The sequence below is a fragment of the Rhodococcus sp. KRD162 genome (assembly GCF_017168335.1).
Classification (GTDB): domain Bacteria; phylum Actinomycetota; class Actinomycetes; order Mycobacteriales; family Mycobacteriaceae; genus Rhodococcoides.
Map to the genome: position 1 here is coordinate 1 of NZ_JABFAU010000085.1, position 22,144 is coordinate 22,144.

A 22,144-nucleotide genomic window follows, 5' to 3' on the forward strand; every position below is an offset into this window, starting at 1 on the left:
TGAGCCACGAGGAACGCGAACAGACCGGCCAACTGCTCCAACGCATCGGCGGTGAGCGGACGGTGGTCGTCGTCGAACACGACATGGACTTCATGCGTATGTTCGCGACCTCGGTGACGGTATTGGCTGCTGGACGCGTCCTCGCCGAGGGCACAGTCGCCGAAGTACAGGCCGACCCGAAAGTCCAACAGGTCTACCTCGGCACCGCAGCAGCCGGCGAAGAACTCGACACGAAAACAGAGGGAGCCGATCATGCTTGAACTGGTCGATGTGCACACCGGCTACGGCCGCAGCGAAGTCATCCACGGAGCCTCACTCACCGTTCCCGCCGACGGCGTCGCCGCCGTCATGGGCCACAACGGTGCCGGCAAAACCACCCTGCTGCGAGCAGCGGTCGGACTGCTGAAAGTCAACTCCGGCACCGTCATGTTCGACGGCGAAGACGTCAGCTCGCTACGGCCCAGCGCGCGAGTTGCGCGCGGCCTCGCCTACGTGCCGCAAGGCCAGCAATCCTTCGGCCAACTCACCACCGCCGAAAACCTGCAGGTCGTCGCCGACGGCCGCACACGCGGCAAAGCACTGATCAGCGAAGTCCTCGACCTGTTCCCCGCACTGACGCAACTACTCGACCGCAGAGCCGGACTACTCTCCGGCGGGCAACGCCAACAACTCGCCATCGCCCGAGCACTGATCACCGAACCACGAATGCTCATCCTCGACGAACCCACCGAAGGCATCCAACCCTCCGTCGTCGCCGAAATCGAAAAAACCATCCTCGAACTCACCCGACGCGGCGGCCTCGGAGTACTCCTGGTCGAACAACACATCGGCTTCGCACTCGAATCCGCCCAGCACTACTACATCCTCGAAGCCGGCCGCATCACCACCACCGGCACCGGCGGATCACAATCCGAAGCCGACGTCCGCGCAGCCATGGCAATCTGACCGGAAACATCGTGCCACGCAAAGACCTTCGCGAGAAGGTCTATTCGTCACTGCGCCGGGACCTGATCTCCGGTGTCATCGGCTCCACCGAGCGCCTCGGCGAGGAACGCCTCGCCGAGCTGTACGGGGTCTCGCGAACTCCCGTGCGGGAGGCACTGGCGCGATTGCTGGCCGACGGACTCGTCACTCGCGACGAGTCCGGCCTGCACGCCTACCGCCCTCGACTGAGCGATCTGCCCGATCTGTACGAGCTCCGCGCCACCCTCGAATCCAGGGGCATCACGAGGTCGACGCCGCAGTCCTTGGACCGAGCGTCGCTGTCGGCGTTGTCGGAAACCTGGGTCGCTCTGCGCGCCGACCCACCCGACACCGAAGATCTGGTGGCTTTGGACGAGACCTTCCACGTCACCCTGCTCGCCGCCTCGGGCAATCCTGCTCTGACCGAGGCGTTGTGCGCCGTCAATGCCAAGGTACGTCCGGTGCGGATATTGGGCGGGCTCGATGCGGCAGCAGTCGGCTCGGCGATCGAACAGCACCTGGAGATCGTCGATTGCGTGCTGGCCGGAACTCTGGACTCGGCTCTGGAACTGCTTCTTGCACATATCGATTCCTCGCGCGACCGAGTGGTCGATCGTGCACAGCAGGCCGCGGCACTGGCCGGTGCGTTGCGGGTGTGACCCGACTAACCCTCCGACAGGATTCGATCGATGTCGTCGAGCACGGCCTGTCCACCCTTGGGTCCGACGCCGGTGATCCAGTAGGACAGATCCACCGCACGGGGATTCGGCAGTGCGGCCGCATTGGCGGTGATCGACGCCGGAATCGCGGCTGGGTCCGACGGGTCGGTTGCGGTGACGACGACAAGATCTGCGGCCGCCTGGGCAGCCAGTTCGGGTGAGAGATCCACCGAGATGTCCTCGGCCCATTCCGGTCTCGGCGGAGTGGTGAACCCGGCACACTCGAGCGTGCTACCGGCAAAGGACGACGGGCCGTACAGCGTCAACTCGCCGTTGCGGGGACGAATGAGTTGTGCGGTTTTTCCTGGGGTGTCGAACTTCTCGGCGATCTCGGCGCATCGCTCGTCGTATGCGCTGAGCAGTTCCTCCGCATTCGCTTCCCTGCCGAGAACGCGTCCGACGAACCGGACGCTCTCCTTCCACGGATCGGACTGAGAGGAAATGAACACCGTCGGCGCGATGGCCGTGAGTTGGTCGTAGTACTCGCCGTGCCGAGTTTCGGTGCCCAGGATGAGATCGGGTCGCACAGCTGCGATGTCCTCGATGGTCGGCGCGGCCACGGTACCGACCGTTGTGATGTCTGCCGCGTCCGTACCGAGATACGCAGGCACGCCGCTCGTTTCACTGAGCACGGCCGTACCGACCGGCGTGATGCCGAGTGCGACGGTGGTGTCGAGTTCGACCGGTTCCAGTGTGACCACGCGCAGCGGGTTCTCGGGCACGTTCACCGGTCCCCGAACGGTGGCTATCGATCGAGTGGCATCGGGCGTGTCATCGGCGCGCTCGACTGTGGAGCAGGCCGCGGTCACGGTAGCGACGGCCATCAGGAGTATCGGGATACGAGCGCGCAGTGCCGAGGTAAGGCGTGTCGATTCGAGCATGTACAGAGGATAGCCTTACCTCATCAATAGCGCTGAATCGGGTGTGAATCATGCCTCGGGATCGGCGCGCCGAAGCGCCGCCACCACCTCGTCGACGGTGTGGGGCGTGGCATCGGGAGCGATCAGTCCGGCCCGAACCAACTGCCCCGCCAACTCCGACGCCCATGGCATCTTCAGCCGCGCCCTGCTCAGCAGGGAGGTGTCCGAGAGCAACACATCGGGAAGTCCTTGATGCACCACACCGTCGACGACCACAGCCACCGAATCTGCCCATTCCAGCGCAAGAGCCACATCGTGAGTCGACAGCAGCACCGTGGTCTGGGCCTTCTCCAACCGGTCCAACGCTCCGAACATCTCGTCGACACCCACCGGATCCAGGCCTGCCGTCGGCTCGTCCAACAGCAACACGGCAGGACGCATCGCCACAGCACCCGCAGTGGCGACCCGTTTGCGTTCGCCATAGGACAGGTGATGAGTCGGTCGGCGGCGGAGGTGCTCGATGCCCATCAGCTCCAATGCCTCGTCCACTCGATCGCGCACGTCCGAGTCCGAGAGCCCGAGGTTCGACGGGCCGTAGGCGACATCTCGCTCGACGTCGGCGGAGAACAGCTGATCGTCCGGGTCCTGCAACACCAATTGCACGCGCTGACGGTGCGCACGCAGTCCGGCTCGCGAGTACTTCAGAGCCTCCTCGCAGACCTCGACCCGACCGGATTCCGGTTCGACGGCACCGGACAAACACCGCAACAATGTCGTCTTACCGGAGCCGTTGGCGCCCAGAAGCGCAGTCCGGCGATGTGGCGCGACCGTCAGCGTCGCACCGGCGAGCACCACCGGCCCGCCGGTGAAACGCACGCGCAGCTCGCGGCCGGAGATCCCGAGATGCGTCACAGCAGCCCCCATCCGATCGGTGCCGTCGACAGCGCACCTATCGCCACGAAGCCCAGTAGCGACACGAGCACGAACCTATGAGAACTCGGCCGATCGGGGCGCAGTGTGCGCGTGTCGGTTCCGAATTCACGTCCGGCAAGCCCCGCCTCCAACCGATAGGCCCGGTCCCAGGACTTGAGCAGAACGGATGCGGTGAGCGAACCGGTGGAGGCCATCGCCCGTCGAGTCGACGAGTACCCCAGGCGCGCAGCCTGCGACTGTCGAATCGTCCCCACCGAATCGAGCAGGATGAACAGCATCCGATACATCAGGCCGGCAATGTCCACGCAGATGCTCGGCACCCGGCAGCGCCGAAGACCGTCGAGAATATCGACCATCGGTGTCGACATCGCAAGCAGCAGAACCGAAGTCGTACCCGCGATCGCATGCAGTGTCACCTCACCCGCGCGCACCAGGCTCGAATGGTCGACGCCGAGCGAGAACCGCGGTTCGGTCGTCACCGTGACCGCAATGGACACGGCACCGAGCGCGACGAACACCGCCGGTGCCCGCAACGCACCGAACAGCAGGCGTAGCGGCGTACGCGCCCCGAACACACTGCAGCTCAGGGCGACTGCGGTGACCACAATCGAGCCCGGCCACGCCGGAAGCAGCAGCGCGCACACCACCAAGCCCAGACCGAGCAGGGCCTTGTCCGATACCGCTCGGTCGCGCCACGCGCTCGACCACGCCGCATTGTCCACGGACAGTCCCCGCACGGCCGTGCGGCGGGCGGCGCTCAGCTCGACGTCGCGGTGGTCGCGGAATCGTTGCGGCGCCGGCCCCGCAACGCACCGATGGTGTACCCCAGAACGGTTCCGCCCACAGCTGCCTGCAGCGCGAACAGTCCCGACTCGACCTCGCTCGAGGTGGGCGCGAAGACCGACTGGAACCAGGGCTGGTAGTCCGGGTGGTCCTCTTCGATGCGGCTGGTCGCGGCCGAATCCGTACCCACGAACCGCTCCTCGTCTCCGCTTCGGCCCGAATCCACAATCAGTGCGATGCCGACGATCGCGACGATGGCGGCGATCAACAACATGGTGGTCACTGTGCTCTTACGCATCGGCTGCTCGATTCTCGGTCGACGGGACGTCGGTGACGGCTGGGACCTTCGGTGCCTTCAGCACCCCGAGTCTGATCAACTCCGGCATCGCAACGCTGCGCAACACTCGAATCACCAGCACGCCGAGCAGCCCCTCGGCGATGGCCAACGGAATCTGTGTGACCGCGAAGATCGACAGGAACTTCGCGACGGCTCCGGCCACCCCCGTCTGTGGATCGGGAAAGGCCAACGCGATCTGCACCGAGGTGGTGCAGTACGTCGAGAGGTCGGCGAAGACCATCGCGAAGAACACCGAGATCGACAGACCACCGCCCAGCGAGGTCGACAGGCGATACGCTCCGTACCCCACCCAGGGACCCACGATCGCCATCGAGAACGCGTTCGCGCCGAGGGTCGTGAGCCCGCCGTGCGCGAGAAGTACCGCTTGGAACAGCAGCACCAACGTGCCGAGGAACGCCATCACCGGGGGCCTGAACAGCACTGCGCCCAGGCCGGTACCGGTCGGATGGGACGAACTTCCCGTCACCGACGGTAGTTTGATGGCCGAGAGCACGAAAGTGAACGCTCCGGCCGCGCCCAGCAGCAGCCGACTCTCCGGATTCTCCCTGACCTGTCGAACGACTGCGCGGGCACCGTGAACGACGAACGGTGCTGCGACGCAGGTCCATACCGCCGCATGTACGGGCGGCAGAAATCCTTCTGCAATATGCACGTGTAACTCCCTGGATGACGCGTCCGATGTGAGTCGACGTGCTGGTTCGGCAATCTGACTTACGGCTCGACACGTCGAGTCCGCTCACAGTGGCGCGACCGTCCCGGAATTTCACCGGGTTCCCCGCACCAGCACACTTCGAGCTAGATGATTGCACGAACCGAGTCGATCCGATCACCGGACGGGCAGTCGATCGCCAGAATCCTCGTTCTGCCGCTTCCTCGGGGACGGCTGGGCTACCAGTCGGTACGGTGTGACTGTGAGCACTCCACGCATTCCCTCCGGTACCGCCAAGACTCTCGGGCCCGTCAACTGGGTGATCTGCAAGGTCATCGCCAGGGGCGCGGGGGTGCCGAATCCGCATCTGTTCACCACCCTCGGCCGTACCGGTGGGCTGTTCCGCGCCTGGCTGTTCTACAGCGGGCATCTGATGCCCGGAGGCAAGATCTCGCGCAAGGAATCCGAACTGGTGATCCTGCGGGTCGCGCACCTGCGCGAGTCCGCATACGAGATGGACCACCACATTCGACTGGGCAGGCGAGCAGGTATCGACCGTGATCTGCTCGAGTCGATCAAAATCGGCCCGGACGCACCCGGACTGGCGACGCGGTACCGCACCATTCTGACCGCCGTCGACGAACTGGTCGCCACCAAGACCCTCACCGATGCCACCTGGACCGAGCTGACGATGCAGTTCGACGAACGTCGCCTGATCGAGTTCGTGTTGCTGGTCACCCAATACGACGGTCTGGCAACCACTCTCGGCACACTGCGCGTCGAGCGCGACTTCACCGAACGCTAGGCGATGCCCACCGATCGTCCGATACCCACCTCGCGGGCCGCGCGCGGCGGGGCACTGGGGCGCGCGGTGGCCGGCCAGGCCATCCGCGGTGCAGGAGCACGGATTTCGATGGCAGGGCGGTCCGAGGAACTGCGACGACAAATCTCGGAGAAGAGGTCCCTGCAGGCTGCCGATCAGCTCGTGACGGTGCTCGGCAGCATGAAGGGCGCGGCGATGAAGCTGGGCCAGATGCTCTCGGTACTCGACCTCACTCTGGTACCCGAGGAGCATCGACAACGGTTCCAGGACAAGCTCGCCGCGCTCCGCGACAGCGCACCGGAAGTCGATTTCGATGCGATGCGCACCGTGATCGAGACCCAGCTGGGCGCGAGCATCGATACCCTCTTCGCGGAGTTCGACTCCGCTCCCATCGCCGCCGCGTCCATCGGCCAGGTCTACCGTGCCCGTCTGCACGACGGCCGAGCGGTCGCAGTGAAGGTGCAATACCCCGGCGTCGACGCGGCCGTGCGCGCGGACATGAAGAACCTGGCGCTGTTCCTCAAATTCTGGCGGAACGCGCTTCCCGCGGTCGCGGCACCGGAGTTGATCGAGGAACTACGGACGAACTTCGAGCGCGAACTCGACTACGTCGAGGAAGCCCGCACCCAGCATGCATTGGCGGCTCGGTTCCGCGGTCACCCGCATCTCGTCGTTCCCGACGCGATCGTGGCCATGTGCACCCGAGGCGTTCTGGTCACCGAATTCTTCGACGGTGTCTCGTTCGATCGCATCCGGTCTCTCCCTGCCTCCGACCGTGATCGCATCGGCGAGATCGTCTACCGCTTCTACGTCGGTTCGCTCTACCGCTACCACGAATTCTGCGGTGATCCGCATCCGGGAAACGTCCTGCTCGGCAACGACGGTCGCGTGGGATTTATCGATTTCGGGTTGTTCAACCGGATGCGAGGAGAACACGTCGCATTCGAGATCGACTGCCTGCGGATGGCATCGGAGGAACGCGGCGAGAACCTCCTGGCCGCAATGATCGCCCGCGGGGTCGTCGACGCATCGGCCGGTGTCAGCCCCGACGAGTGTCTCGAGTACGTCTACGCGGCGTCCGAGTGGAATCTGGTCGATCGGGTGATGACGGTGACGCCGTCGATGGCGTCGAGTGGGTTGATGCTCGCGATCGACCCGCGCGGCGGACAACGTACCGCAATGCAGCGACAGAACCTGCCGCCCGAACACCTGTTCTCGCGTCGGGCCGATTTCCTGACGTTCGGTGTTCTCGGGCAGCTGGAGGCAACGGCCAACTGGCACAGCATCGCTCGCGAATGGATCTATGGGGACCCGCCGGTCACCGAGCTCGGCATCGCCGAACAACAGTGGCGGGACGCTACTGGGTAATTCACTACTGGGTAATTCGCAGCTTCTTGCCCGCCTTGGTGCCGAGTCGATTCAGCGGTGCCAGAATGTCCTGGTATCGAGGTCCGATGATGCGCGGAATCGCGTCGAAACCGCGGGCATCGGGCCCGATGAGCACCCGAGGCTTGTTCTTCTCCACTCCGGCGAGGATGACCTTCGCCGCACGCGTCGGTGTGGTTCGGGCTATGCGCTCGAACGCCTCGGATACCTTGTCGACATCCCCCAGGCTGTCCATGCCGCGGGCATTGGCCACGATGTTCGTCTTGATGCCACCCGGGTGCACACAGGTGACGCCGACGGGATGCCGCGCGATCTTCATTTCCTGACGCAATGCCTCGGTGAAGCCGCGTACGGCGAACTTCGCCGAGTTGTATGCGCTCTGACCGGGGATGCCCATCAGTCCGAACACACTGGAGATGTTGACCAGGTGGCCGTCACCCGACTCGATCAATGCGGGCAGAAAGGCTTTGGTGCCGTTGGCGACTCCCCAGAAGTCGACGTTCATCACCCACTCGAAGTCGTCCCAGCTCATGTCGAGAACGTCTGCGGCGAGCGCGACGCCCGCGTTGTTGATCACCAGATCGACGCGACCGAAATCGCTGACGACCGAGTCTGCGTGGAAATACATCGCCGCCCGATCCGCGACGTCCAGCTCGTACGAGCGGGTCTGGGCTCCGACCCCCTCACATGCCGCCACCGTATCGGCCAGCCCGCGTCCGTCGACGTCGGACAGCGCGAGTCGCGAGCCCCGACCGGCGAGATCGATCGCCAGTGCTCGCCCGATTCCCGATCCGGCTCCGGTGACGACGGCGACCTTGTTTCCCAGATTCTTCATACACTCACGTTCTCTTTCGCCTGCAGCAGTTCGTATTCGGTGGGATCGAGCGTGCGGGTGCGCAGCCAGTACTGCCAGGTGAACCCCGGCCAGACTGTTCGGTTGACGCCGGTGCTGTCGAGGTACCAGCTGGTGCACCCACCGGTGCTCCACACGCCGCCACGCAGCTTGCGCTGGATCTCGGCGTTGAACCGGTGCTGTACCGGCTCTCGCACGTCGATCGCGTCGGCAGCGCGGTGTTCGATCAGATCGAGCGCCCGCAGGACGTATTTGATCTGCTGCTCGATCATGAACACCACCGAGTTGTGACCAAGTCCGGTGTTGGGCCCGAGTAGAAAGAACGCGTTGGGAAATCCCGCTGCCGTGATTCCCAGGTGGGTGGCGATACCGTGTTCCTTCCAGTGCGACACCAGCTTCCGACCGCCGAGGCCTGCGAGGTTCAGGCTGTCGAAACCGTCGGTGACGCGGAAGCCCGTCGCGTAGACGATGACGTCGACTTCGCGTTCGACTCCGTTGTTGTCGACCATCGAGCCGGCGCGTACCTCGGCGATACCATCGGTGATCACTTCGGTCCGCGGGGAGTTCAGCGCCCTGTAGTAGGTGTTGGAGCCGAGGATTCGCTTGCACCCGATGCGATAGCTCGGGGTCAGTTTCGCGCGCAGTTCCGGGTCCGAGATCTCTCTTCGGATGAAGCGCCTGCCCACGTGTTCCACGGGTCGTAACAGCGCGGAGTGACCGTTGAGCCCGATGGCCAACCCCTCCGCGCTCCAGTACACCGCGCCTCGAACTGCGCGTCGCAACAACGGAACCCTCGCGAACGCTTGCTGCACCGTCTTGGGCAGTGAGAAGTTCCGTCGTGGCAGTACCCACGCCGGTGTGCGTTGATAGAGCTGGAGCTGCGCCACTCGTTCGGCAATCTCGGGCACGAACTGTACTGCGCTCGCTCCGGTTCCGATCACCGCGACGCGCTTGCCCGTGAGATCGACGTCGTGGTCCCACCGGGCCGAGTGGAAGGCACTGCCGGTGAAGGTCTCGATTCCGGGGAGCGTCGGAACGTTCGGGATATGGAGCGCACCGACCCCCGAGACGAGGAACTGGGCGATGTACTCGTCGCCCTCGGCGGTGGTCACGTGCCAGCGCGCTCGACTCTCGTCCCAGTACCCGCCGGAACAGGTGCTGCAGAATCGAATGCTACGACGTAGCTCGTACTTGTCGGCGAGGGACCGCAGGTAGGCCAGTATCTCGGGCTGACCGGACCACATCTTCGACCAGTACGGATTCGGTTCTCCCGATAGCGAATACAGATGGGACGGCACATCGCAGGCGCATCCGGGGTAGGTGTTCTCGCGCCAGGTACCACCGACCTCCTCGGCCTTCTCCAACACCAGGAAGTCCTCGCGCCCGCGCTTACGCAGTTCGATCGCCATGCCGAGCCCGGAGAAACCGGTCCCGATGATCAACACACCCGTGCGGTGGACCGTCATTGTCGCTCGTCCGACTGCACTACACCGGTCAGCCGCCACAGTGCTGCGGTCACCGCGCCGTCGAGCATCCCCGCCGAATCGAGGAAGGCGACGGTGGCTGCAGCATCCCGCCTCCTGATGGCGGCCCGCCGACGCCGAGAGATGAGGGCACCGCGCATCGGACCGATGCCGATGGATCGATACACCTCGAACGAAACACCGAGACGCAGAATGACATTGGCCAGAACCGCGAGGAGCAACCGATTGTACGCGCGCGAGATTCTGTTGGACTTTCGTTGCGCGGCGAGAACTTCCGACCGCGCGAACTCGAAACGTTCGTCACACTCGAACCGGTGAATTCGCACCGCTTGGCGAACATGCGGTTCGATGCCGGGGTCGGTCACGGCAGCCGCCATCGTCCGAGCGAAGGTTTCCTCCACCAACAACATCGACGCGTGCGACGCGGCACCCAACGGCAGAAAGCTCAACAGTTTGACGGCGGTCGCCGTCCCCCGCGGAGGCTTGTACGGCGCGAGGTCGGTGGCACGGACCAGCCGCCCGAACGTGATCGTGGTGCGCGAACTCTTCGACACCTCGTCCAGAGCGTTGCGGGAGTCCGAGCTGTTGAGTCCCTCTTCGGCTACCCGCCTGAGCTGATTGCCGGTCAATATCGCAGACAGATACGCAACTGTGCTCCATCTACTCACCGCCTCGTGCAGAGCCAAGGTGCGCTGGTCCGACCCGGCCAGCTTGGCCCACACGCGCGTTCCGTACAGCGTCACCGATTCCTGCGGGAGTGCAAATTGTTCACTGCGCCACGGTGATTCCCAATCGATATCGACATGCGGATCGTACTGGACAGCTGACGAACGCGCGCTCATGCCAGGTCGTCCGGCATTGCCCGAGTCAACTTCCACAACCGACGTGTCACCACTCCGTCACACATCCCCGCCTCTGCGAAGAATCGGATCATGGGTTCGGAGAAGAATTGCATGTTGGACTTGTAGGTCGGGCTGGCCATAGCGGTGACAATCCCTCGTATCGGGTTGATTCCGACGGATCTGTACACGCGCGGATTGATCAATGCCACGTATGTGAAGTTCGCGATGGTCGCAAGAATCACCCGGTGAAGTGCGCGGTTCACCCGATTGGTGGACTGCATCGCACGCACCATTTCTTCCCGCGCATAGGTGATGTGCCGTGATTCCTCGATCACGTGGATGCGCATCATCTGACGCAGATGCGGTTGCATTTCGGGATCGTTCTGCGCTTCTCGCTGCGCACGATCGAGGACTTCTTCGATGAGAAGTGTTCCGCCGTAGGTGGCCGGTCCGAGAGGAAAGAACTGGCCGATCCGCGCAAGGAGCAGCCCTGCCTTGGGCAGGAGGTACGGCTTCAGACCCGTCTTCTCGATCAACTTTCCGAACATGATCGAGTGGCGCGATTCCTCCCCCACTTCGGCTATCGAATACATCGAATGATCGGAGAACGTGCCCTTTCCGAACACCCGAAGCAGGTTTGCGCTGAGAAAACCCTCGGCGTAGATACCGAAGGAAAGAATGCTGACGATCTCGTGCCGCCCCAGTTCGCGGCGCTGCTCCTCGGAGAGCTTGTCCCACAACTTGGTTCGGTACAGCGAGACTCGATGCTCGGGCATCCATCGCATGCCATCGACGACCGGGGCGTCCCAATCGATGTCGACCTCGCCGTCGAAGAACTTGTTGGCAGTCGACTTCAGCAGACGTTTCGCAGTCTTCTGGCGTGGCCCGACGGTTCGGCCCCGCGAGACGGCCAGGTCCTCGGTCGTCAGCTGTGGGCGCAGCGTCGTGCTTGCTCCCCCGGATACCGCGGCATCGCCACGTCCCATCGCACGCTTCACAACCGATCCCCCCTCGCGATCGACTCCACCTCGAGACCTGGTCTATCCGAAACTCACGGTAGCCAGTACCGGCGGTAGTAGGTACTGTCCGAGTGTGGTTCAAGTCATAGGACGTGTCAACCCCGAAGACGGACGACACTCGACACCGTGCAAGAAGATCGATGCGCGCACCGAACGGTGGCGTGAGCACCGTCTTCGCGTGCGACAAGAACTGGTCGCGGCCGCACTGATCGCTATCGACGAATACGGCCCGAACGTCAGCATGGGCGATATCGCGAAAGCAGCCGGTACCGCCAAACCAAAGCTGTATCGGCATTTCGTCGACCGATCCGATCTGCACACCGCAATAGTCCAGAACGTCCAGGACATGTTGTGGGACCGGATCATGAACACCGTCAACTTGTTCGAAGATTCCGTCACCGACCTCATCGATCACAGTGTCGCCGGCTACGCAGCGATAGTCACCGATCATCCCAACTTGTTCCGGTTTCTCGTGCACGGCCATTTCCTGGCTCGCACCACGGACCGCCGAACCTCGGCGGGCGTGGCCGGGGATCCGGCCTTGGATTCGGCGCGAGCCGCGTCCGATGCGGTGGCCCGCGTACTGTCCGACGCCATACAGGGTCCGGCAGTGGACAGTTCGACCGTCGAGATCGTCTCCTACTCGACGTTCGGGGCGGTGGCCTCGGCGACGGACTGGTGGCTCGGCAGTTCCGAGGACCGAGAATCGGCCATGACCACCGAGGCCTTCACTGCACATCTGGCTGCCATCGTGCACGGACTCGTCGAATCCGCGTGTGCGCGTGCCGGCGTCCGGCTCGAGTCCGATCAACCCATGCATCGTGCGTTCGTTCCCACGGAAGGAAGCGAGAACCAGTGAGCGATCTCTCCGGCAAGCCCGATTACCGAGGCCCGGCACAGTTGACCTTCGACGCCCACGGGGCCGAGTTCGATGTACAGATCGATCTGCGCGGCCATTCCCAGCCCATCGACGGAATCTTCCGCTGGTACGGCCGAGTCCGACCCCACGAGGAGCTCCGGAGTTTCATGGAGACTGTCGGCACCAGCAGCAAAGGCCGACTCAGTACGGACACCGGCGATGCTCCCGTCCTGGTCGGCGACGTCGACTTCTGGGGCCGGTACCGGCTTCAGGGCACCGGGATGCCCCCGTACCCGCTCGAGCCCGAGGTCGATCCGGACAGCGCAGGCGACGGCGCCGAGGTACCGGATCATCAGGACCTGGCGCTCGAACGAGCCTCGGCATTGCTCGAGCCCGACATTCGCGCGACGGCCGACACCACCGCGGGGTATGTGGAACTGCTCGGCGGCACGCCCGCACCGTCACCCACTGCGGCCAGCCGTGCCATGAACAACCCAGTGGTGGCGGCCATCTACGAGAAGTTCTGGCGGCCGGCGGGAGTCGCCATGATGGGAGTCGGCGGCCTGTCGATGTCCGCCGAACGCGCCAAGGCCGCGTCCGATCTGCGACTGTCCGGGGAACTGAACGTGCTCGACGTGGCGTGCGGGCCGGGAAACTTCACCAAATATCTCTCCGAACGCCTCGACGGTGACGGGCTGGTCACCGGGTTCGACATTTCCGAACAGATGATTCACCGGGCCGTCCGGGACAACCGCGGCCCCCATGCCGCCTATATGCGCGGAGACGCGCAGTCACTTCCGTTTGCCGACAACACATTCGACGCGGTCTGCTGCTACGCGGCCCTCTACCTGATGCCGGACCCGCTGACCGTGGTCGACGAGATGATCCGCGTCCTGCGCCCAGGGGGCCGGATTGCCATCATGACCAGTTATCGCCGCGCGACCGTACCGGTGCGGACCGTCGTGGGAGCAGTATCGGGGCGCATCGGAATTCGGATGTTCGACAAGGCGCAGTTCACATCGATCTTCGAAACGCACGGCATGACGGAGATCGAACAACAGGTACGCGGTCTCGCACAGTTCGTCAGCGCCACCAACACCCACTGAACGGACAGTTCTAGGTCTTGGGCCCGTAGTCACTGACGATCCACTGACCGTCCTGATCGGTGACGGTCACCAGCAGAAGATTGGGCACCTTGCCCGGATCGGGCTGCTGCACGTTCTGCGTCGTCTGCTGAGCGAACACCGCAACCTTGTACTCGTTGCCGGACTCGGAATCGATTGCTGCCGAGAGAACCTCCCCGGTCGCCACCACCTGCGACTCGTTCATGATGGCAGTGAGCGCCTCACGGACTCCGCTGTACCGATCCTGCAGGGACTGCGACGCCCCCTGGTCGACGCCGTCGAAGAAGGCGTCGAGATTGCGGTAGTCGTAGGTCAGCGAACGTGCTGTGTACTCGGTTGCCGCGTTCACCGCCATCTGACGGTCCTCGTCATGGGTACGTTCGTCGGCCAGATCGCTCGCCGCCGAATGCCACAGCACACCGAAGACCACCGCCAGCACCAGCCCTGGCACGGCTGCGCCGACCACAGCCCACCTCACCCGACGGCGCCTCGGAGTCTCGGGCACCGCCTTCTCCTCGGGCATCGCCTTTTCCTCGGGTACTACTGGCTTGTCCTCGGGCACTGGTGTGTTCGCATCGGGTGTGTCTGTGTCGATCATGAGGGGACAACTCCTGTCAGTTCGGAATTTCGATGGAGAGCTTCGCCGGCCCGCCCGGAGGAAACACGGTCTGCAGTACGTCCACGATCGAACCCGCGTCCACACGCAGCGGCTTGATCGGTTCGGTGTAGGGCTTGAGAAGCGTTGCAATCAGCGCGAGGTCGGGTGAGAGCGGCGTCAGATATTCGTCGATCTTCGGTGCGATCTTCCCGAGCGGGTCGTCCCAGACATCTGCGCCCACGTAGGAATACTCGTTGAAGCCCTCGAGCAGGTTGGCCACGCCTCGCCCCGTCGCACCGACGTACGGCCCCGCATCGGTCAGCACCGGGCCGTACCCGTACGCGTCGCGTCCAGCAACCTGAGCGTTGTCGTACAGACGTCGAATTTCGGCGTTCTTGTCGCGCAGGGTCGCCGACAAGAAGCGGAATGCCTCGACCAGCCGGTCGACATCGCCTTCCCGGCCGTCGATCGCCGCCGACGCTGTTTCCGTCAGCCCGGTCAGTGCACTCGTATCCAGCTGTGATGCCAGGGAATCCCCCAGGCTCAGCGCCTCGCTGACGGTCACCGACTTGCGAACATGATCTGTGCCGATGACATCCCCGTCGGTGAGGTAGGGCCCACCGGTGCCTCGTGGGCGCAGATCCAGATACTGCTCGCCTGCAGCGGACAGGTTGGCCACGATCACCTCCGAGTCCTCCGGAATGCGGTGGGCGGCGTCGAGAGCGAGCGTGACATCCAAACCGCCCGGCACCACTGCGATCGACTCGACCCGGCCCACCTGAATTCCGCGCGAGGTGACCTGCGAGGTATCCATCAGTCCGCCGGAGGACTCCATGTGGACCACCACATGGTCGGTCTTGCGAGTCGGATCGATATCGAGCACACCGACAACCAGATACCCGGTGCAGACCACCGTCATCGCCGCCAACGCAATGACTGAGACCATCGTGCCCGGCTTCATCGGACGATCCCGATACCGCGCAGGATCCCGATCATGTCGTCGGCGAGCGCGCTCGGACCTCGGTCCGTCGACACCGATCTCACGGCGATGTTCGGCGTCGACTCGAAATACGGAATCAAGCGCTCTCGCAACAGAGTATTGGCCTTGTCCACGTTCATCGGCACCGTCGTGTCGGCATTCGAGATCGTGATCAACGCAGGCGCGATGATGTCGACTGCATCCCTCAATTCCGGATACGGGCCCGCGAGAACGTCGCCGATGTGTTGCGACATGTATCCCAGCATGAAGATCATGTGGACAACACTGAACAGCACCTCGGACAACCCCGCCGAACGTTTCGGGCCGAGCTCGAGTACACGTTCGAGGCCGTCACGCTGTGAGACAAGAGTATTGGAGATTCCTTCCGCTGCGGAGAGGATTCGATCGATCTCGCCGGTGTTGTCGCCGATATCGGTGAGCGCAACCCGAGCAGCCAGATTGATCTTGTCGATCTCGGCAGGGTCGGGAGGAACAGCAGCGTTGACATTGTTCACCGCCTCCTGCAACTGGACGTAATGACCGCCGGTCACGATGTTCGACAGTCCTCGCAACACGTCCTCGACGTTGTCGGCGGGGACAGTTCGCTGCACAGGAATCACATCCCCGTCGCCCAGATATGGCCCCTCCGAGGACGATCCCGAGTTTCCGCCCGCTGTGGACGAATCGGCGGAGTCCGATGGAGGTTGCAGCGAGATGTAGATCTCGCCGAGGATCGACGACTGCCGAAGCTCGGCGACGGTGTCGGCGGGCAGCTGAACATCGGCGGACAGGTCCACCGTCGCCACGGCAGTCGAACCCACGAGTTCGACCTTGTCGAGCACGCCCGCGTCGACGCCCTCGACGATGACCTTCGCCTTCTCCGGAAGATTGAGGACGCTGGCGAATTCGATCTTCAGGGAGTACTTGTCGCCGGACACGTAGCTACCGGGAATCGGAAGATCGGCCGGATCGACGCTGCACGCCGACAGCAGTGCGACACAGCACAGCCCGGCGAGCGCGCGCCTCATCGCCATCCCGCCGAACCGAGTACCAACTGCACCAGTCCCACATCGATGACATCGCCGCGCTGCTGGTTTGCCGAACAGGTCGGTGCGTACCTGTTGAGCAGCGCGCAGATCTCGTTGGGCGAGTTCGTGTCGATCTCGAACTGCGGCGGGTGGTAGATCAACCGTCCGCTCTTGGAGTCGTTGTCGTACATCGTCATCAAGTTCTGCCCCACGGTCGGCACCTGTTCCAGAATGTCCTTGATATCGCCCACTCGCCCGAGCAGGACATCGCCCACCGGGGCCGCCTGATCGAGAAATGCGTAGACCTTGTCGTCGTATTTCGCGACGTTGCGCGCAAGTGGTGGTATGAACTCGGTGGTCAGCGCGACCGTGGTGCCGAACGACTGGGTGAACTCCGACAACGTGATCATTCCTCGTTTGAGGTTGTCGAGCAGCTTGGCCACCTCGGGCCAGCTCACCACGAACGTATCGATCAAACCGTCGAGATTGTCGATCAGTCGGCGCACGGTGGTGTCGCGGTCGGCGGGATCGCCGACCAGCTCGGCCAGTTGCCGAAGGCTGTCGTTGAGCTGAGCACCGGATCCTCGCAGCGATCCGTCGACCGAACGAAGTGTGTCACCCAGAATCTGCTCGTGCTCGCCGTTCGCGTCGGCCGGACCGAGCAGGTCGGACGCCAGCCCCGACATGGCGTTGAGAGTGTCGCTGATTCCCAGTGGAGTTCTGGTGCGTTCCAACGGAATACAGCTCGTACGGTCGAACTCCGGGCCACCGGTGTACGGCTTGGTGAATTCCACCCGCCGGTCGGTGACGATCGAACTCGACAGGGTCACCGCTCCGACATCCGCGGGAAGTTCGAGATCGCCGTCGACGTCCATCGTGACCACCACGGCGTCATCGGTGTTCTCGATGCCGGTCACCGTGCCGACGGCCACTCCGAGCATCGTCACCGAATTACCCTCGTACAGACCGACCGTATCGGTGAACTCGGCACACAGCGAGGAACTGGACCCTGTGCCTCCCGTATCGATCACCGCGGTCGCTGCAGCAGCCGAGCCGACGAGCGTGACCACTACGGCTGCTGCGACGGAGATCTGCGCGGTCCTGCGTCTCATCAGCACGCCCTCCCCGGCAACGGAATACACACACCGACACCGACGACCGTGTCCTGCGACTGATCGATCACGGGGCCTTCTCCCCCACCGATCAGGGCCGCGAGCCCGTCTGTGCTCTGTTTGATCGTCGTGATGGCACCGTCGTAGTCACCCAACTGCGCGAAGAGCTTCTGGGTGATCTCCTCGAGCTGCACGATCGAGGGCTCGAGTCCTTTCTCGAAGGCCACCACGGGTCGGTGGAAGAGCTCGAACATCCGTCCGAGAAGGTCGAAGGCATTGACGACCTCGGCACGTTTGTCGCCGAATCCTTTTGTCAAGGTGCCGAGTTCGCGCACGAGCTCGACGAGCATGACCCGATCCGCCGACAGCGCGCCGACATACTCGTCCGATACGACGAGCCCACGTTCGAGTTGGTCCGAACGTGTGGCGATCACATCGGTCAGCGAGGACAGATTGTCCACGATGGCTCGCGTCGACTGAGGCTGAGAGCTGACGGCCTTGTCCATCTCGGCCACGGTCTGCCGCAGAGTCGCGCCGTCGATATCTCGTACCAGTGGTGTCACCTGCTCGATCGCGGCAGAAAGCTCGTACGGAAGTTCGACTCGCTCCCGAGGAATCGGCGTCGAGCCGAGCTCGCTGTCACCGTGTGAGGTGAGCATCACGTAGTGACCGCCGATGGGCGTCAGCAACTTCACCGCCATGGTCGACGCGTCTCCGACGAACACGTCCGAGTCGACGCTGAAGTCGACGTCCACGTGATCACCTGCCAGCTCGACCGAACGTATCGACCCGACGGGGACGCCCGCGATCCGAACCTCGTCTCCAGGCTTGACCCCCGCCGCCGAGCCGAACTCCGCGGTGAAGGTTCGCTCGCCGAACGGGATCGTGTACAGCGCGGCGGCGACGAGAACCAGCACCGCGGCGAACGCGACACCTACTGTGCCCCACAACAGATGGGTCTTGTTCTCCGATTGGTCGTCGCGAACGCCCTTGCGAACCACGCGCGTCATCTGCACACCACCAAATTCTGTCCGCCGAGCACTATCTGCCCGATGCCTGGGATGTCCTGTTGTCCCCGACTGCAGGAGTAGGTCTGGCTGCCCGGCTTGGGGATGCTGGCGTTGAGTCCGGTCAGCAGTGATGGCGTCAGAGCGAGCAACTCGGTGACTTGATCGGTCTGAGGAAGCAACCGCCGCAACGCTCCGTCTACCGGCGCGTAGCTGTTGTCGTAGGCATCCTCCAGGCCGTCGAGCAGACCGACGAACGGAGTGAGCCCGTAGTTGGCCTGGTCCAACGCCGCCAAGATACCGTCCATCTGGGTGCTGAGCTTCGAGACCAGGTCGTGCAGTTGTTCGAGAAGGTCTGCAACAGCCGAGGATTGGCCACCGATCGAGTCCGAGATCTGGCCGAGGTTGTCGATCAGCAGTCCGATGATCGACTCGCGTTGAACGGCGAACTGGGTGATGCGACCGACGTCCCGCAGTACCGGACCGAGACCTGCACCATCACCTTGGACCATGCGGAGGATGTTCTCGGTGAACTGATTGAGCTGTGCGGTGTCGAGGGTGTCGAAGATCGGCTTGAAACCGTTGAACAGCGTGGAGATATCGAACGACGGAACCGTTCGGTCCAGCGGGATCGTCGTGCCTGCGGCCAATGGCGCGCCTGCGGCCGCATCCTTCTGGATCAACTCGACGTAGCGTTGGCCCAGCAGATTCTGGTAGCGGACGGCGGCCCGGGTGTTGACGAAGAGGTTCCTGCGGTCTTCGATTTCGAATCCGACTCGCGCACTGCCTCCGTCCAGCTCGACCGAGGACACCTTTCCGATCTGCACCCCGGACATGCGCACGTCGTCGCCGACGTACAGGCCGGACACGTCGTCGAACTCCGCGGCGTAGGACGACAGCGGGCCGGTGACGGGGGTTCGGAGTGCGGCCACGATGACCACCGCACACAACGCGGTCACCGAGAAGAAGACGAGCAGTTTGACCATGGGGCCGGTCACGTTCTTCACCGGCCCGCCTCCTCGTGAGCGGCAACGGCACCGGCCAGGTTCGGCATCGTCTTCACGATCAGGTCCAATTGCAACTGCGGCTTCCCGTCGACGACCGGGAATGCGTCGGATATGCCGTCGAGTACCTGCGGCACCCGGTTGTAGCTGGGTGCGAAGGTGCCGATCGATGCCGTGATGGGTACGAGAAGATCGAGCGTCGTCGACAACAGCTTCGTCAGATCTGGATTGTTCTTCTTCAACAAGTCGCCCACCGGAACCATCAATTGATCGCTCAGTCCGTCATTGGCGGCGATGGTCCTGGCCCGATCGGCAGGTGCCTCCACGTACACGCTCTTGTCCACCACGCCCACCACCAGATCGAGCAGCGGCGGAATCAGATTCGCCATTCCATCACCCAGTTCTGCCCCTCGGTGCAGTTTCCAGGCCAGCGGATCGATCTTGTTGTCCACCATCATCTGTGCAGTATCGAAGTAGGGTTTGAGGTTTCGGCTGACCTCGACGGAGGAGTTGGCGAGGATGTCCAGCAGATGCTGCACGCGTTCGGTGTCGAGAACCGCCGTCAGATCGGCAACTCGCCGGAACACTCCGGTCACCGTCGCGCCTCGTTGGTTCCCGGAAATCTCGAGCGTCGAGTTGGCGGCGAGAGGGTTGCCCGTTCCGTCCGACACCAATTCGATTGCAGTGGAACCGAACACGTTGGACGAGGAGAACTGAGCCTGCATGGTGTCGGTGAGCTCACCTGCCTGGCTCGGATCGATCGCCAATTCCAGTCTCTGGCGTCCGAAGCCGACAGTCTCGATCTCGTCCACCGTTCCGATCGACAGACCTCGGAACTTCACCTCCGACCCCGGCGTCAGACCGTCGCCGACCGATGCCGCGTCCAGGGTCAGCTCGAACGGCGAATCGAAGGCCCCCTGGGCGTACGCCGTGAGACCGCCCGCGAGAACAGCCGCGGCCACCGCGACTGCCAGGCCACGCAGACGGAGCGTGGCGGGACCGGCCGAACGACCGGACAAATCTTCGAATACTGCCATCTCTATCCCGAAATCCTTATGCCGGAGTCGAATCCCCACAGGACCAACGTCATGATCATGTCCAGCACCACCACGGCGACGAGGCTGGCCCTGATGGCACGTCCCGATGCACGCCCCACACCTTCCGGTCCTCCGGAGGCGTAGTACCCCTGGTAGCCGTGAATGAGGATGATCGTCACGACGAACACAGCAGCTTTGAACAACGAGAAGACGATGTCCAGCGGCTGCAGGAATGCACTGAAGTAGTGGTCGTACGTGCCGGACGACTGACCGCCGATCACACGGACGACCAGAGCACACGACAGGTAGCTCAGAATCAGCGTGAGCAGGTAGAGCGGGACGATCGTGACGATTCCTGCGATCACCCGGGTGGTCACGACGAACGGCATCGACTGGATCCCTTGAGCTTCGAGGGCATCGATTTCCTCGGAGATGCGCATCGCTCCGATCTCGGCAGTCATTCGACATCCTGCCTGCGTCGCGAATCCGATGGCCGCGATCATCGGTGCCAGTTCTCGGGTGCTGGCATAGGCGGAGATGAAGCCGGTCAACGGTTCCATACCCACCATGCCCAGTGAGTTGAATCCTTCGATTCCCACCGACGCACCGACGGCGACACCCAGCACGACCAGAACCGACACCGTTCCGCCGCCGACGATCAATTTGCCGCTGCCCCAGGTGATGTCACTGAGAATGAGCAGCATCTGACGTTGGTACGAGCGCACGGTGTGCGGGATCGCCGCCAGCACCTTCACGCAGAACGTCAGTTGATGGCCCAGCATTTCGAGGACATCGAACGGCTTGCGGCCGAGATATCTGGCACCGCGTGTGAGTTGGCCGGTGCCGTGCACGGTGTAGCGAGAGGGAGTTGCCATCAGCCCAGCCTCTGCGGCATGAACATCGCCACCAACTGGGTGATGACCACGTTGACGGTGAACGCCGACACCACGCCGAGCACCACGGATGCGTTGACCGCGTTGGCGACACCGCGTGGTCCGTGTGCGGCGGACAACCCTCGATGACACGCGACGATGATGACGATGACCCCGAATATCTCGGTCTTCACCAGCGCGACGACGAGATCTCCGACGGAGGCGAACGATGCGAACGAGCTGATGTAGCTGCCGGGCGTGCCACCCTGAAATCCGACGTTGATCGCATAGCCGGCGGCAAGCCCCATGAAGATGATCAGGATGCACAGGAACGGTGCCACCAGAAGGATGGCGGCCAACCGCGGCGCGACGAGCCTGCGCACCGGGTCGATTCCCATCGTCGACAGCGCGTCGATCTCGTCGCGGATGGTGCGCGCCCCCAGGTCTGCAGCGACCGCCGAGCCTGCGGCACCTCCCAGCAGGAGTGCCGCAACGATCGGTGCACCTTGGCGGATCACCCCGAGGCCACCTGCAGCACCCGCGATGGACGTCGCGCCGATCTGATCGGTGAGACTGCCGACCTGGACGGACACGATGACGCCGAACGGAATCGACACCAACACCGCTGGAACCACGGTGACGGTGACGACGAACCAGGCCTGGTCCACGGTGTCACGCCACGGGTGACGCAGCGTGACGACATCACGGAAGAGGTGGACGAAGGCCAGCACTCCCAGTTCCAGCGTCTGACCGAATGTCCGGAATCCGCCGGTCACTCCGTCGCTGACGCGTGCGACCGTCGATAACGGCGTCGACAATTCCCCACCCCCGGATCGGTGTTCAGCGCGACCC

At 63.5% G+C, this 22,144-nt stretch carries 24 protein-coding genes, 1 pseudogene and 1 riboswitch; of the genes and pseudogenes, 7 read left to right on the forward strand and 18 right to left on the reverse strand.

Translation table 11 applies throughout. The features are described from left to right. The 3 genes and pseudogenes from J1M87_RS27590 to J1M87_RS27600 all read left to right on the forward strand — a co-directional run. A pseudogene (locus tag J1M87_RS27590) lies at positions 1-260 on the forward strand (ABC transporter ATP-binding protein); the annotation flags it as partial. Next, positions 253-945, forward strand: a complete 693-nt coding sequence (gene urtE, locus J1M87_RS27595; protein WP_206492834.1) for an urea ABC transporter ATP-binding subunit UrtE — start codon at positions 253-255, stop codon at positions 943-945. The pseudogene J1M87_RS27590 and the gene urtE, both read left to right, overlap by 8 nt. A gap of 11 nt (positions 946-956) precedes the next feature. Then, positions 957-1,622 (forward strand): GntR family transcriptional regulator, encoded by a 666-nt coding sequence (locus J1M87_RS27600; RefSeq protein ID WP_206492835.1) that lies wholly within the window; start codon positions 957-959, stop codon positions 1,620-1,622. A gap of 5 nt (positions 1,623-1,627) precedes the next feature. Here the strand turns inward: J1M87_RS27600 and J1M87_RS27605 are convergent, their stop codons facing one another. Genes J1M87_RS27605 through J1M87_RS27625 form a run of 5 tightly spaced genes read right to left on the reverse strand, consistent with a single transcriptional unit; the run spans position 1,628 to position 5,268 of the window. After that, a complete protein-coding gene (locus tag J1M87_RS27605; RefSeq protein ID WP_241257526.1) occupies positions 1,628-2,563 on the reverse strand; it encodes an iron-siderophore ABC transporter substrate-binding protein in 936 nt (311 codons plus the stop codon). 48 nt (positions 2,564-2,611) lie between these two features. Next, positions 2,612-3,454, reverse strand: a complete 843-nt coding sequence (locus J1M87_RS27610) for an energy-coupling factor ABC transporter ATP-binding protein (RefSeq protein ID WP_206492836.1) — start codon at positions 3,452-3,454, stop codon at positions 2,612-2,614. Continuing rightward, positions 3,451-4,197 carry a cobalt ECF transporter T component CbiQ gene (gene cbiQ / locus J1M87_RS27615; RefSeq protein WP_206492837.1) on the reverse strand — a complete coding sequence of 249 codons (747 nt, stop codon included), beginning with the start codon at positions 4,195-4,197 and terminating at the stop codon, positions 3,451-3,453. Before cbiQ ends, J1M87_RS27610 begins: the two co-directional genes overlap by 4 nt. 35 nt (positions 4,198-4,232) lie before the next feature. Then, the gene (locus J1M87_RS27620) at positions 4,233-4,556 is read right to left on the reverse strand and encodes an energy-coupling factor ABC transporter substrate-binding protein (RefSeq protein ID WP_206492838.1); all 324 of its coding nucleotides are present in this window, start codon (positions 4,554-4,556) and stop codon (positions 4,233-4,235) included. Continuing rightward, positions 4,549-5,268, reverse strand: coding sequence for an energy-coupling factor ABC transporter permease (locus J1M87_RS27625; protein ID WP_206492839.1), 720 nt, complete (start codon positions 5,266-5,268; stop codon positions 4,549-4,551). Before J1M87_RS27625 ends, J1M87_RS27620 begins: the two co-directional genes overlap by 8 nt. Positions 5,269-5,293: 25 nt before the next feature. After that, positions 5,294-5,416, reverse strand: a riboswitch (cobalamin riboswitch). Between the two features lie 105 nt (positions 5,417-5,521). Between J1M87_RS27625 and J1M87_RS27630 the strand changes: the two genes are divergently transcribed. After that, the gene (locus tag J1M87_RS27630) at positions 5,522-6,070 is read left to right on the forward strand and encodes a carboxymuconolactone decarboxylase family protein (RefSeq protein WP_206492840.1); all 549 of its coding nucleotides are present in this window, start codon (positions 5,522-5,524) and stop codon (positions 6,068-6,070) included. A 3-nt stretch (positions 6,071-6,073) separates the two neighbouring features. After that, positions 6,074-7,456 carry an AarF/ABC1/UbiB kinase family protein gene (locus J1M87_RS27635; RefSeq protein ID WP_206492841.1) on the forward strand — a complete coding sequence of 461 codons (1,383 nt, stop codon included), beginning with the start codon at positions 6,074-6,076 and terminating at the stop codon, positions 7,454-7,456. Between the two features lie 4 nt (positions 7,457-7,460). On the opposite strand, the gene J1M87_RS27640 is transcribed toward J1M87_RS27635, so the two are convergent. Genes J1M87_RS27640 through J1M87_RS27655 form a run of 4 tightly spaced genes read right to left on the reverse strand, consistent with a single transcriptional unit; the run spans position 7,461 to position 11,639 of the window. Continuing rightward, positions 7,461-8,309 (reverse strand): SDR family oxidoreductase, encoded by an 849-nt coding sequence (locus tag J1M87_RS27640; RefSeq protein ID WP_206492842.1) that lies wholly within the window; start codon positions 8,307-8,309, stop codon positions 7,461-7,463. After that, positions 8,306-9,793 carry an NAD(P)/FAD-dependent oxidoreductase gene (locus J1M87_RS27645; protein WP_206492843.1) on the reverse strand — a complete coding sequence of 496 codons (1,488 nt, stop codon included), beginning with the start codon at positions 9,791-9,793 and terminating at the stop codon, positions 8,306-8,308. The genes J1M87_RS27640 and J1M87_RS27645 overlap by 4 nt, the downstream gene beginning before the upstream one ends. Then, on the reverse strand, positions 9,790-10,653 hold the full coding sequence (locus J1M87_RS27650) for a diiron oxygenase (protein WP_206492844.1): 864 nt from the start codon (positions 10,651-10,653) through the stop codon (positions 9,790-9,792). The genes J1M87_RS27645 and J1M87_RS27650 overlap by 4 nt, the downstream gene beginning before the upstream one ends. Then, positions 10,650-11,639: a diiron oxygenase gene (locus J1M87_RS27655; RefSeq protein ID WP_206492845.1), complete on the reverse strand. Its 990-nt coding sequence runs from the start codon at positions 11,637-11,639 to the stop codon at positions 10,650-10,652. Before J1M87_RS27655 ends, J1M87_RS27650 begins: the two co-directional genes overlap by 4 nt. Positions 11,640-11,745: 106 nt before the next feature. Between J1M87_RS27655 and J1M87_RS27660 the strand changes: the two genes are divergently transcribed. Together J1M87_RS27660 and J1M87_RS29365 are read left to right on the forward strand one after the other, a co-directional pair. Further along, entirely contained in the window at positions 11,746-12,531 is a 786-nt protein-coding gene (locus tag J1M87_RS27660) for a TetR/AcrR family transcriptional regulator (RefSeq protein WP_206492857.1), read from the forward strand. Next, complete coding sequence (locus tag J1M87_RS29365; protein ID WP_206492846.1) at positions 12,528-13,637, forward strand: DUF4873 domain-containing protein; 1,110 nt, start codon at positions 12,528-12,530, stop codon at positions 13,635-13,637. Before J1M87_RS27660 ends, J1M87_RS29365 begins: the two co-directional genes overlap by 4 nt. Positions 13,638-13,647: 10 nt before the next feature. Here the strand turns inward: J1M87_RS29365 and J1M87_RS27670 are convergent, their stop codons facing one another. From J1M87_RS27670 to J1M87_RS27710, 9 genes are read right to left on the reverse strand one after another with little or no spacing between them, the layout of a single operon-like run. After that, positions 13,648-14,253, reverse strand: a complete 606-nt coding sequence (locus J1M87_RS27670; protein WP_206492847.1) for a hypothetical protein — start codon at positions 14,251-14,253, stop codon at positions 13,648-13,650. Positions 14,254-14,269: 16 nt separating this feature from the next. Continuing rightward, positions 14,270-15,199, reverse strand: coding sequence for an MlaD family protein (locus J1M87_RS27675; RefSeq protein ID WP_206492848.1), 930 nt, complete (start codon positions 15,197-15,199; stop codon positions 14,270-14,272). A gap of 11 nt (positions 15,200-15,210) precedes the next feature. Beyond that, positions 15,211-16,266 (reverse strand): MlaD family protein, encoded by a 1,056-nt coding sequence (locus tag J1M87_RS27680; protein WP_206492849.1) that lies wholly within the window; start codon positions 16,264-16,266, stop codon positions 15,211-15,213. Continuing rightward, positions 16,257-17,372, reverse strand: a complete 1,116-nt coding sequence (locus J1M87_RS27685; RefSeq protein WP_206492850.1) for an MCE family protein — start codon at positions 17,370-17,372, stop codon at positions 16,257-16,259. Before J1M87_RS27685 ends, J1M87_RS27680 begins: the two co-directional genes overlap by 10 nt. Further along, a complete protein-coding gene (locus J1M87_RS27690) occupies positions 17,372-18,382 on the reverse strand; it encodes an MlaD family protein (protein WP_206492851.1) in 1,011 nt (336 codons plus the stop codon). Before J1M87_RS27690 ends, J1M87_RS27685 begins: the two co-directional genes overlap by 1 nt. Then, entirely contained in the window at positions 18,379-19,386 is a 1,008-nt protein-coding gene (locus J1M87_RS27695) for an MCE family protein (protein ID WP_206492852.1), read from the reverse strand. Before J1M87_RS27695 ends, J1M87_RS27690 begins: the two co-directional genes overlap by 4 nt. Beyond that, positions 19,383-20,420, reverse strand: a complete 1,038-nt coding sequence (locus J1M87_RS27700; protein WP_206492853.1) for an MlaD family protein — start codon at positions 20,418-20,420, stop codon at positions 19,383-19,385. The genes J1M87_RS27695 and J1M87_RS27700 overlap by 4 nt, the downstream gene beginning before the upstream one ends. Positions 20,421-20,422: 2 nt before the next feature. Further along, positions 20,423-21,295, reverse strand: coding sequence for an ABC transporter permease (locus J1M87_RS27705; RefSeq protein WP_206492854.1), 873 nt, complete (start codon positions 21,293-21,295; stop codon positions 20,423-20,425). Beyond that, on the reverse strand, positions 21,295-22,035 hold the full coding sequence (locus tag J1M87_RS27710) for an ABC transporter permease (protein WP_374222432.1): 741 nt from the start codon (positions 22,033-22,035) through the stop codon (positions 21,295-21,297). Before J1M87_RS27710 ends, J1M87_RS27705 begins: the two co-directional genes overlap by 1 nt. Between the last annotated feature and the right edge of the window lie 109 nt (positions 22,036-22,144).